Genomic DNA, 11420 nt, shown 5'->3' on the forward strand with positions numbered 1-11420 from the left:
GCGTCTGTGTTACAACGAAGACAACTTCGAGTGTTTTACTCAGGACGCTGCAAGGAGAACAACTCACCCAACTTACTGTAATCATTACCTGCTAGTCTTGATATCGGGCGCAAATCCTTCATCCGTATCTTACCATCATAATAGAGCTCATCATCGACATGAAAATGAACGACTCGTCCAATCAATAGGTCGCATCCGGGCACGTTCTTCTCTCCTCCGAGAGGAATGGAATGCTCCAATACGCACTCCATCCGTATTCTGGACTCCGCTATGCCAGGAACATCAATATTTATGCTTGGCACAAGTGTCAAGCATGTCAGAGCAATTTCGCTCTTGTCTTCCGGCAGATTGGCCGCTGTCTTGTTAATTTCCTCGATGTACGTCTCATCTGAAATATGTACGACAAATTCTCCACGCTCGTTTGCATTGCGGGCCGTGTCCTTCATCTGACCGTCCTTTCGCTGAACGGAGACGGATATCATTGGTGGATTAGCTGTGACGATATTGAAATAGCTGTATGGAGCGGCATTCAGCACACCATTCTTAGATAATGTCGTTACAAACGCAACTGGCCGGGGAATGATGCTGCCTGTCAGCAATTTATAATTATCACGTTCACTTTGCTCACTAGGATCAATAGATACCATTTGCTTCCTCTCCTATCACTGTATATAAATCCATTACACGTGGTAGCTGCCGCTTGGTTGATCGATGACCCATTCCAGCATCATGATCATATCCTCCAAACGAAGTACCTGTACATTTGCCGCCGCTTCTTCGGCAGACATCCGGCTCTTCATCATATCCAGCTGCCGTTTTAGTTCATTTAATTTGCGTTTAACCTGGTCTTCTGATCTCATGTTTGGTTTCTCCCTCATTATCTATATTTATCTCATTCATATCAACAATAGGGTAACATCTTCAAGCTAAACAATCCAATTCGATAAGAGTTAATTAGAAATGCCAAGCTCGGAATAACAGTCTGGGCCGCAACAGGTTTCGAGTTCGCCTCCGTTTTCGAATATAGTGCACTAGCGATTATGATCGATCCTCCTATAATCAAGCAGCAAATTATATTAGTCACGTTTCTTTGTTCCAATCACATGCATTCCTTTCTATAACTGAAATGCTTCTTTGATTCGCTGTGCGGTTTCCTCCGGGCTGAGCTTAGTATTATTAATTCTTATGTAATGCTCCTTCTTGATTTCCCCCACGAGAGAATTCAGCCGATGGCGTGCCATGGTTTGAAGCAAATCTCGCTCAGAGAACTCAATATCCCGTTTAGTCGGTTTGTGTTCAAGCCGGTTCGGTGTGTTATTGCGCTTAAGCCTCTCCTCTATATCTGCCTCCAGTTCAACGTAATATACGGTTCCTCCTCTAGACTCAAAAATCTGGCTGATCTCTTCGATATAAGTCCAATCATCAGGATGGTCAAAAGCCCACACAAAAGTGAACATAAGACCCGGCAATTCACTCTTGGATACCTCTTCAAAAATCTCTCTGCGAAACAGACCAACCAGCCGCTTGCCTGACGGAGTTCCGTAACTAATAAAGCGGGATACCAGATCAATCGTCATATGATTATGAAACAGCTTCAAATCTGTAATTCTCTCCAGCTCCTGCCCTACCGTCATTTTCCCGACAGCTTGGGGTCCAAAAATAATGACAAACTTCATACCGTATCTCACCTTCTAATTTTCCAAATATTTCAATACATAATATTCCATATTATTCTAAGAGGCAAGAAGTATGTAATCACAAAAAAACGCCAGGCATATGCCTGACGATCTTTATTTGTTAAAAGCACTTCACCACGAGCTTTATGTAAACGCATTCATAAATAATTCTTTCCATGCGCGATACACAAGCCTCCCATCTCATTCATCATTCTTCTTGTCTGTCATCTCAACTTCATGAAGAACGAGCTGTCTTACATCCGGCAGATTATCGAATGTTTTAATGGTATACCTAAGCTCCACTTGTGTTCCACTGCGCCAGTTCGCCAATTGCTCCATCAGGCCTTCTTCCAGCTGAAAAGCAGCAGCCTCTCCGTCAATCTTGAACTCAGCGGTATGTGGATCGGCAAGACCCGTATAGATCGCCGTTTCTTCTATTATATTCTCTTCAGCTTGTTCCTTTTGTGTTTCGGCTTGCGTCTCGACGATTGTTCCACGTACGATCGGCTCTGCAGTACTTGTCGCTTCCAGGCTCGCTGCCGCTTCAGCCGCTGCAGTCTGTTCTGCCGAAGTAATCACCGCAGTCAGCAGCAAGATCGTTACACTCAAGGTAGCTGATGTTTGTCGGTTTCTTTTTTTCATCCGAGTTACCTCCAATTAAATAGCCTTACTGTTTATTACACGAATACCATTCTTGTTAATCAGCTGATCTTTCGGTACAGGTTATACGTTGCCAATGAATTGCTATTCCTAATTGCTAGCTGCTCCGGTATAATGTGTATGTTTGAGTTAAGCTTAAGAAAAATACATACACCATAGGAGTATTCAATCATGTCTAGCGCTAAAAGTTCCTTCAGTAAGTATGAAATGCTTTATATCATTGGTATCATAGCCATCTCATTCTCTTCCATCTTTGTTCGCTGGTCGGATGCGGAAGTGTCTGTTATCGCGATGTACCGTCTGTTTCTCACCAATTTGCTCATGGCCCCTCTTCTTTATAAATACCGTCACGATATCGTTCGGCTGACAAAAAAAGAATGGCTGTTCCTAGCAGCTTCCGGTCTGATGCTTGGTCTCCACTTTTTATTATGGATGGGCTCGCTCCGGCTCACCACTGTCGCCAGTTCAACCGTTATTCTCACACTTGAGCCGATCCTTGTTATGCTCGGGTCCATGTGGCTGTTCGGTATCCGCCCCAATAAAGTCATGCTCATCGGAATGGGGATGGCGGTAATCGGTTCAGTTGTCATCGGTGCAGGGGATTTCCAAATATCGGGAGATGCGCTGCTGGGTGATTTTCTATCTTTTCTGGGAACGATTGCTGTAGCCGTGCACATGCTGTTTGGGCAGCATCTTAGAAAAAACATCAGTGCTTATGTATATAATTTTTGGGTGTTTTTATTCGCTGGTTCTGCTCTTGCCGCCTATAATGGTGTGAATCGCATTCCCTTTACCGGATATGATGCAAGAGAATGGGGCATATTCCTCCTGCTTGCGATTGTCCCTACACTGTTCGGCCACTATCTGTTCAACTGGCTGCTTAAAGTAATGAATGCGGCGACAGTGTCGATGGCCGTACTGGGCGAGCCTGTATTTGCCTCCATTCTTGCCTGGATGCTGCTCGGCGAGGCACTCACTAGTGTGCAGTTAATAGCAGGATTCATTATTTTGCTTGGCGTATGGATCTTCCTGAGGTATGGCAAAAACAACATTCACGGGGAGGAAGAAATGCTGCCTCCGGTTCAGCAGAAACCAAGCACATCGGAAGTTTAGTGGGTCAACTAGAACTACACATGATTTTGCGGATTATTATAAGCCAGAGTCTCTAAGACTCTGGCTTCAGCTTGTCCCTATTTTCCCGCCGTTTCAACACATAATGACATCCAGTACAGCAGCAATCTTCATCTGTTCTTTCAGCATTTCCGGCACGGGCAAGCGCCAAGATGGCTTCCTGAGCCATAACCTCTCCTCCTGCTCCTTGCTTCATCAGATCATCCTAGACATCCAAAACGGTATTCCATGCTTCTATGGCCGAGATCTTCCCTTTGCTGCTGCTGGCTCCGCTGCCTTCTTCCGTCCACAGGGGTGGATAATAAGCAAACACCTCACCTGGCTGAAGCCGATTCGTCTCCTCCTGCCACCCTTTCCAGCGAAAGGTCTCATAGTACTGGGCTAGATCCCCATCAGCGAGCCAGCTTACAAAACCGGAATACGCAAGATCCGTCGATTCCCACTCCCGTGTATCCGGCGCATAATAATAGATGAGCCCGTCATTTCCAAAACGGCCGATATTCAAACTGAAAAATCCGCCCGCCGCATCATAGGCGACAAGCAGCATTCCTTCAAGAGCGGGAACGCCCTCACGATCGAGAAGTCCATTCCAGTACGGAAGACTGCCGTATATACCGTCACCCCCTGCACCGAGTAACGTAATCCATCCATGGTCAAACAGAATACCTGCCGTTTCATAAGCTACGGCGCCCAAGTAGGATTTGGTGCTGACCTGCAAACGATATAGCGTGTCTGCTCCAGATTCATGCTCTGCGGGAATGATCACACTCTTGTTTTTACCCTGACTTAGCCTATTCTCAAGCTCTTCCCAAGCATGGTCCTCTTTGTGAAGCAATTCCTGAATCGTTAAATATCCCATCCTTCTCCCCCCCTTTGAATTCAAAACCCTTTCTATCATACGATATGCCAATGCGGCCCCCGCGCTCTGACTTATATGCACTGATCCCATCAAGCGGGTCCTGACCTCCAAGAGAATAAGGAAGCAAAGTCCCATAATCCTTTGGCTCCTGATCTCCGTAAATAGGCTTTAATGCTTCATCTATGGCATCCCAACCGGGTGCTTGATCCATCTGTTCATTTACTTCTTCATTCATCTCTTTACTCATCTTTTCATCGTCCTCCTAGAATTCATCCACTGTCTAATAATCTATTATAGTTGGATTTTGACTGCCTATTGCTGAATAAGGCAAATTTGAGCATTATTTACTACATGAAATACAAAACAGAAATAACAATCAGATATGAAATGCACGCCAAACGTCAAGTAGGATTTTCGTTCGACTGGAAGAATTTGCTGAAGATATCGGTTCTTATCCTCATAAGTAGGCTCTAGCGTTTAAGAATTCTCAACTCATAAAAATTCAGTTGTTCGAAAAAATGCGTGAATATGAACTCCTTCTGCTTAATTCTGCCTGGGTCACACTTCCTTCTTAATATATTTATAGAATAAAAAAACATTTACTTAGAGACATCCAATAAAGAATTTATCTATTTCGCATGCGGATTGGCGGTGAGCTCCATTTAAAGTAAAATACAGCTAGACATGTTTTACATAAAACAGAATTCGCATGTATAAACCAACATTCCAAGTAAAGAGCGGTGATAAGCAATGAAATTTATCGTATCCATGAAATGGGTGCTAGCCCGTATGTATGAACCGGATGTGGCGATTGTCGACTGCCGTTTTGCCCTGGGTCAGCCGGAGTCAGGCAGACAAGTCTTTAGCGAGAGCCATATACCAGGGGCTGTTTATTTTGATCTGGAGCAGGATCTGTCTTCACCCGTGCATGAAAAAGGTCACGGCGGACGGCATCCACTGCCAGATGTAGAGCAGCTGGTTGACCGAATTCGCAAAGTGGGAATCAGTAACGGGACCCGAATTATTGCTTACGATGACCAAGGCGGTGCGATGGCGTCAAGATTCTGGTGGCTGATGCGCTATCTCGGTCATGAGCAGGTATATATCATGGATGAGGGATTTGCTGCATGGCAGGCCGCGCGCTTCCCGGTCACTGCCGATGTGCCGATTCGGATACCGGCATCCTACACCCCGCATATTCAGTCTCACCTGCTGGCTGATATAGAAGATGTGCGTAAGGCTTCAACCACTGGAGCTGCTGTGCTGATCGACTCGCGGGAATACCCGAGGTACCTTGGAGAGGTAGAGCCGCTAGATAAAAAGGCTGGACATATACCAGGTGCGGTCTCCTATTTTTGGAAGGACAATCTTCAGGAAGGCACGTCTAAATTGAAGTCAGCTGAGGAGTTAAGCAATCGGTTTGAATCGGTGTCCAAAGATCAAGAGATTATCGTCTACTGCGGATCAGGTGTGACGGCCTGTCCCAATGTGCTGGCGTTGAAGGAAGTCGGATATGAGAAAGTGAAGCTGTACGCAGGAAGCTGGAGCGACTGGATCAGCTATGAGGAGAACCCAGTGAAGGTCGGGAACGAGGAGAAGCCCACAGAAGTTTAGCATTGTTTAAATCTATGGATACATCGCCATGCGGCTTTAAAGCCCTGGTGATGTATTTTTTGTACTCCAAGGTTAACTAGGAGTCATCATCTTCATCCATCATGGCAATAATTAACCAAAAGAAAGAGACCGCCCCACAGCAAGGTAACGGTCTAAATCTGATCGTATTGCCGAATCTTCACTTCACCCGAAACGTACGCGAGGCATACTTGCGTACTAACGGCAGAGCAGCCACAAGATAGATCAGCGCTATCGCAGCAGTACTCATGGAGAAAACAGCCGGATCTGGTCTTAAGCTGATCGATAGGACAAAGATGCCTGACACAAGCCAGCTAAACAGATAAAAGAACGGATTTTTCGTATTCAGTTCATGACCGCCGTCAAGCTTGGTTTCCCCGCTCAAGCCATTAAATAGGGTTGTTTTCCCTGCACCATTCCGGCCCAATAGACCATAAATTTTTCCGTTTTCAAACGTAAATCCGGTGTTTTGCAGCACACTTTTCTTTCCGTAGCTTTTGACAATGTTCTCCAAAATTAATTCCACGTGTAAGAGCTCCTCCTTATTTCCATCTGTTTCTGTTAATATGAGCATAAGAGCAAGTGGTGTCGTGATAATTAGGATAAGTTGCATCTTGTCGAACTTGAGAAGCTTGCTTTCGTATTTCCTGCTGCACTAATATATTTTAAAGTAACGTCGATATAGGGGAGGGCAATTCAAGATGAGCTATAACTTTAAATCAGAGGAAGCCGCAAAAATAAAAGAGCGTTTTGGTGAACCTGTTTACGAAGAAGTGCTGCAGTATCTCGGCATCTACGCAGACAAGTGGTCTCTAACTTCATTTCAATTCATCCCTTCCTATTCGGCCAACCTGGTGTTCAAATGCGAGTCAGACCTGTATGGCAGCTACATATTAAAGATCGGTAACCCTTCTGCCACAGAAACGTTAACCGAATTCAGCACCCTGGAGGAATACAAGGGAAGACCATTCTGCAAGGTTTACGATATAGATCGTGAACACGGCATTATTTTGGAAGAGCGGATCGAGCCTGGTTATACTTTAAGAAAAGAGAGCTCGCTTGAGCGAAGACTTGCCGTCTTCTGTTCCCTATATACAGACCTTCATATTGAACCCGCTGACGCTGAGATATACCCAACCTATCTCACGTGGGTGAATCGAATTACGAATTATATGAGCCAGCGGCAGGATGCCGAAGAGCTCTATTTGCATATGAAAAGGGCCCAGGAGATTTGCATCTCGCTCTCTTCCCAATATTCAAAAGAACGGCTTCTGCATGGCGACTTTCATCATGACAATATTTTGCTGGGTGGTCATGGAGAGTATAAGATTATCGATCCGAAGGGCGTCATTGGCGATCCGATCTTTGACACTCCCCGTTTTATCTTAAATGAATTCGAGGAGGAGATCACCCCGGAGCTCTATGACAAGATCAACAATATCATCCTCACACTGGAGAAGGAGCTTCATATCCCGGGTGAGATCTTGCGACAATGTCTCTATGTGGAAACTGCGATGGGAAACTGCTGGAGTGTACAAGACGGTGCTTCACCAGAAGAATTCCCGAAGCTGTTAAACTATGTCGCTTTTGCTGAAAGGATTTTGAATAAGCAGGCTCTTTAATGGAAGATGCTATTGCGAGAATTGTAAACAAATATGATTTTACAGGAGGACATTGAATGAATGGAAACTTCAAATAAAAGTCTGAGAACCTGCAGCCATGGACACCAATATTATAAAAGCAGTGATTGTCCGACATGCCCCATCTGTGAGAAGGAGAGAAAACCGGACAGCGGGTTTCTCTCACTGCTCTCTGCACCTGCAAGACGCGCACTGGAGTATCATGGAATTACCACCTTGGAGCAGCTTTCCACTTACAGTGAGAAAGAGATTTTGAAATTTCACGGTATGGGGCCCGCGTCACTGCCCAAGCTTAGGGCTGCACTTGAGAATGCCGGGCTAGCTTTTAAACTGTAAAAAATGAAAACTTTAAAAAAGCGATCTATAGATTGCTTCATGACTACTAAAAAACTTAGCTGCTTCTAACCCAGGCATCATTCGAATAGCCCCGCTCTTCCCAATAGCCGATATGCTCTCCTTCAATCAACTCGATCCGGGTCAGCCATTTGACCGATTTATAGGCATACATCTTCGGTACGATGAGTCTGACCGGACCACCGAGGTCACTGGGGATCGGGTTCCCATCATGCAGCACAGCGACCATCACATCATCCATATCTGCCTGCTCCAGCGTCAGCGTATCGGTATAAACCCCGTCCCCAGAATAGAATTTTACCGTCTTCGCTGTTTGCTGCACTCCGGCCTGCTTCAGCAGGTCTTTTAGCCGTAGTCCCTCCCAGGTATTGTTGTAGACTGACCAGCCTGTTACACAGTGAAAGTCACTCACCTGTACCGTACGCTTAAGCTGTACAAACTCCTTCCAACTCCAATTCAAGCGATTATTCACGAGCCCATCGATCGTGAAGGACCAGTTCTCGTTGGTGAAGACAGGCATTTTCGTTACGGTATATACCCGAAAATCCCCTTCCGCTCCCCCACCCATTGGATGCTGAGATGACGAATGCGGCACAGGAGAGGGAATAAGTCTGTTCTCGTTCTGCTCAAGCAGCTTCTCCATGGAATTGCTCCCGCCAAAACTCCCAAGCCATTTCAAAAAGGACGGGGCCAGCGTTACGGTTAGCCCGATTCCAATCACTCCGCCGATAAAAGCTCTTCTCGTGTATATGGGCTGAGGGGCCGCAGGATGAAGCTGGTTCTCCTTGTGTCCCGTTTTGATCGTTCGGCGTGCGGGTTCCTTGAACCATTTTAATCTGGTAATCGAGTGATAGATGATGTAGGGAAGTCCAATCCAGGTGAGCAAATCATGAGCAACTAACGCAGCATTCGAAACCGCAGGACCTACCTGCTTGAACTGCCACAGCAGCACCCCCGAGATAAACCAGCCAACAAGAAGTGCCAGTACGATAACAACATTTAGTCGCTGCAGAGGTTTTTGCTTCAGCTGCTTCCAGTGTTTCCCTGCAAGCAGCAGATAATTGAGAACCGGAAGGATGGAAGCCACACCGACAATAATATGGAGCGTTTTGATCCATACCCTTCCCTCTCCCAATAAACTCCGCCAGAATCCGCCGATAAGGATCAGACCGGTTAAAGCCAGTAAGAATACAATCCAGCCATTCCAGGTATGTAAGGAAACCAGCTTTTTGCCATAACCTTTGCGAAGCTGCTTGAGCCAAGTTCTCATATTTACCCCCCTCTGCATTATGCTGCTGGCCAATCATATTCAATCATTGTTTTTACTTATAGTGCTGTTCATCTCACTACCTACTAATAATTTACTATACATCTCACATTTTCAGGGAATATTTGTTGATATATAGAAGCACTCACACATGTTCGATCATAGTGAATGAATTAATCAGTCTGTTAAGCATTACAAACATCACATGACAAAAAAGTGGTGTAACCTTGGAGAGAGGTTACACCACTTTTACGCATTAAATATGTTTCCTAATTTCTTCCTTCAACGGGTCAGAAATCGGAAGCAGAGGCAGACGAACCGAGTCGGATTCGATCCAGCCGAGCTCAGACAAGATCCATTTCAGCGGAGCCGGGTTCGGCTCTTCCTGGAATAACAGACGGATCAGTGGAACCAGCTCATCGAATTGCTTCTTCGATTCGGAGACCTCACCGCTGATGTACCGGTTATATACGTCAATGAATTTCGACGTATTCAGGTTGGCTGATGCGAGCATCCCTCCACTTGCCCCTTGGCTCAGGGAAGCGTGGAACAGAAGATCCTCGCCGCAGAGCACCGGCTTCGAGCCATGCCGTGACAGCTCTGAGACCAGTTCTACACCGCCCGAGCTGTCTTTTAATCCGATGACTTGCGGGAGTTCAAGGATTTCTCTTATCGCATCCACCGACAACCGGATTCCCGTCCGGCCTGGAATTTCATAAGCGATCACAGGGACACCAGCTTCAGATATCTTTCTAAAATGCTCTACAACTCCCTTGTCTGTCGGCTTGTTGTAGTATGGTGTCACCACGAGGACGGCATCTGCCCCGAGCTCTCCTGCACGCTCTGTCCGCTTAACCGATGAGAGTGTGTCATTGGTTCCGGTGCCAATGACAATGGGAACACGTTTATTCAGCTGTTTCATTACAATCTTCGCTATTTCGACTTGGCTCGTGACCTCTTCCCAATTGGTCGTCGGACACTCTCCAGTCGTTCCGTTGATGACGAGTCCATCAATATCATGGACCAAAAGGTGCTTTAAGTAGGATTCAAATGATGCTAGATCAAGGGTATGATTAGTTTGGAATGGAGTAACGACAGGTACGTAGATGCCCTTCAAGTTTTGCTCGCTTAACATGTTACAGCTGCCCCCAATACGTTGTATTTATTTTAATTTACCATAGCATGCAGCATCACTGTTATCTATAATAGTTGATATGTATTATCAATATTATTGATGAGGTGAGCTCATGGATTTTATATATCTCAAAACATTCCGGCAGGTCGCCCTGCGTCAAAGCTTTACTCGAGCGGCGGAAGAGCTCGGCTATGCCCAATCCAGCGTGACGACCCAGATTCAGAAGCTGGAGAAGGAATACAATGTCAAATTGTTCGAGCGCCATGGCAAAACGCTTCGTCTCACTTCGTCTGGTGAAGAGCTGCTGAAGATTGCCGTCCTAATTATTGAACTGTACGATCAATCCAAAGAGAAGCTGGCGATGCAAGGAGGCGGAACTTTATCGATCGGCACCATTGATTCCATCGCCTCTTACTTCCTTCCACAAGTCATTCAAACCATTCGGGAGTCTTACCCCGAGATGAATATACGGCTGCAAGCCGATCGTGAGGATTACATCCTGGATCAGGTTAAAGAGGGAGAGTTCGATATCGGTCTCATTCTCGGGAATACGCTGCCTGAGCCAACCTTGAATACGATTGTCATTAGGGAGGAGCCGCTTGTACTCATCTCAAGCCCGAATAATCCATTATTACAGCTGACCCAGCTTGAAATTAACGATTTGAAGCATACGGATTGGTTTATGGCTGAAGCCAGCTGCAATTATCGGATTATGCTGGAAAAGGTGCTGCGCGCACATGGCATACCATTCAATGTCCGCCTCGAGCTGGGCAACCCTGAAGCAATTAAACGCTGTGTCATGGCAGGTGACGGGATTGCACTGCTGCCTGAGATGGTTGTACGAGATGAGATACACAGACAAGAGCTGAGTGTCCTCCCTTTTGCTCATTCTGACATCAAGCTGTATATGTATTTGGTGATTCATCCCAAGAAATGGATATCGAACAGCCTGATGGAATTTATTTCCCTCTTGAAGCCGGATCAGGAGCTGATATCATTATAATTCTGGTCTTATTTATGACTTCAACAATGTGACCTGTACTTTACCATTTTGTCATTTCCTTAT

General features: G+C 45.8%; 14 protein-coding genes and 1 pseudogene. 5 read left to right on the forward strand and 10 right to left on the reverse strand.

Annotated features, from left to right (window positions below; all coding sequences use genetic code 11):
* Positions 1-35 precede the first annotated feature (35 nt).
* The 4 genes from BM415_RS13605 to BM415_RS13620 form a co-directional block, all read right to left on the reverse strand.
* A complete protein-coding gene (locus BM415_RS13605) occupies positions 36-647 on the reverse strand; it encodes a flavin reductase family protein (protein WP_091158751.1) in 612 nt (203 codons plus the stop codon).
* A gap of 33 nt (positions 648-680) precedes the next feature.
* Positions 681-860 carry a hypothetical protein gene (locus tag BM415_RS13610; protein ID WP_091158752.1) on the reverse strand — a complete coding sequence of 60 codons (180 nt, stop codon included), beginning with the start codon at positions 858-860 and terminating at the stop codon, positions 681-683.
* Positions 861-1115: 255 nt separating this feature from the next.
* Positions 1116-1676, reverse strand: a complete 561-nt coding sequence (locus BM415_RS13615) for a DEAD/DEAH box helicase family protein (RefSeq protein WP_091158754.1) — start codon at positions 1674-1676, stop codon at positions 1116-1118.
* Between the two features lie 201 nt (positions 1677-1877).
* Positions 1878-2318, reverse strand: coding sequence for a hypothetical protein (locus tag BM415_RS13620; RefSeq protein ID WP_091158755.1), 441 nt, complete (start codon positions 2316-2318; stop codon positions 1878-1880).
* 189 nt (positions 2319-2507) lie between these two features.
* On the opposite strand from BM415_RS13620, the gene BM415_RS13625 reads away from it, so the two are divergent.
* The gene (locus BM415_RS13625; RefSeq protein WP_091158757.1) at positions 2508-3449 is read left to right on the forward strand and encodes a DMT family transporter; all 942 of its coding nucleotides are present in this window, start codon (positions 2508-2510) and stop codon (positions 3447-3449) included.
* A 52-nt stretch (positions 3450-3501) separates the two neighbouring features.
* On the opposite strand, the gene BM415_RS25100 is transcribed toward BM415_RS13625, so the two are convergent.
* From BM415_RS25100 to BM415_RS13635, 3 genes and pseudogenes are all read right to left on the reverse strand, one after another.
* Entirely contained in the window at positions 3502-3663 is a 162-nt protein-coding gene (locus BM415_RS25100; protein ID WP_170862448.1) for a hypothetical protein, read from the reverse strand.
* A gap of 9 nt (positions 3664-3672) precedes the next feature.
* Entirely contained in the window at positions 3673-4326 is a 654-nt protein-coding gene (locus tag BM415_RS13630) for a DUF2625 family protein (protein WP_091158758.1), read from the reverse strand.
* A gap of 38 nt (positions 4327-4364) precedes the next feature.
* A pseudogene (locus tag BM415_RS13635) lies at positions 4365-4561 on the reverse strand (suppressor of fused domain protein); the annotation flags it as partial.
* Positions 4562-5076: 515 nt separating this feature from the next.
* Between BM415_RS13635 and BM415_RS13640 the strand changes: the two are divergent.
* The gene (locus tag BM415_RS13640; protein ID WP_091158760.1) at positions 5077-5940 is read left to right on the forward strand and encodes a sulfurtransferase; all 864 of its coding nucleotides are present in this window, start codon (positions 5077-5079) and stop codon (positions 5938-5940) included.
* 178 nt (positions 5941-6118) lie between these two features.
* Here the strand turns inward: BM415_RS13640 and BM415_RS13645 are convergent, their stop codons facing one another.
* Positions 6119-6484, reverse strand: coding sequence for an ATP-binding cassette domain-containing protein (locus BM415_RS13645; protein WP_091158762.1), 366 nt, complete (start codon positions 6482-6484; stop codon positions 6119-6121).
* 175 nt (positions 6485-6659) lie between these two features.
* On the opposite strand from BM415_RS13645, the gene BM415_RS13650 reads away from it, so the two are divergent.
* Together BM415_RS13650 and BM415_RS13655 are read left to right on the forward strand one after the other, a co-directional pair.
* Complete coding sequence (locus BM415_RS13650; RefSeq protein ID WP_091158763.1) at positions 6660-7580, forward strand: aminoglycoside phosphotransferase family protein; 921 nt, start codon at positions 6660-6662, stop codon at positions 7578-7580.
* A 60-nt stretch (positions 7581-7640) separates the two neighbouring features.
* Complete coding sequence (locus BM415_RS13655) at positions 7641-7934, forward strand: RNA polymerase alpha subunit C-terminal domain-containing protein (protein WP_091158765.1); 294 nt, start codon at positions 7641-7643, stop codon at positions 7932-7934.
* 55 nt (positions 7935-7989) lie between these two features.
* Here the strand turns inward: BM415_RS13655 and BM415_RS13660 are convergent, their stop codons facing one another.
* The gene (locus BM415_RS13660; protein WP_091158767.1) at positions 7990-9222 is read right to left on the reverse strand and encodes a molybdopterin-dependent oxidoreductase; all 1233 of its coding nucleotides are present in this window, start codon (positions 9220-9222) and stop codon (positions 7990-7992) included.
* A gap of 253 nt (positions 9223-9475) precedes the next feature.
* Entirely contained in the window at positions 9476-10354 is an 879-nt protein-coding gene (gene dapA / locus BM415_RS13665) for a 4-hydroxy-tetrahydrodipicolinate synthase (protein WP_091158768.1), read from the reverse strand.
* 112 nt (positions 10355-10466) lie between these two features.
* Between dapA and BM415_RS13670 the strand changes: the two genes are divergently transcribed.
* A complete protein-coding gene (locus BM415_RS13670) occupies positions 10467-11357 on the forward strand; it encodes a LysR family transcriptional regulator (protein WP_091158770.1) in 891 nt (296 codons plus the stop codon).
* Positions 11358-11420 lie beyond the last annotated feature (63 nt).

Source organism: Paenibacillus sp. 453mf (assembly GCF_900116105.1).
Taxonomy (GTDB): Bacteria; Bacillota; Bacilli; order Paenibacillales; family Paenibacillaceae; genus Paenibacillus; species Paenibacillus provencensis.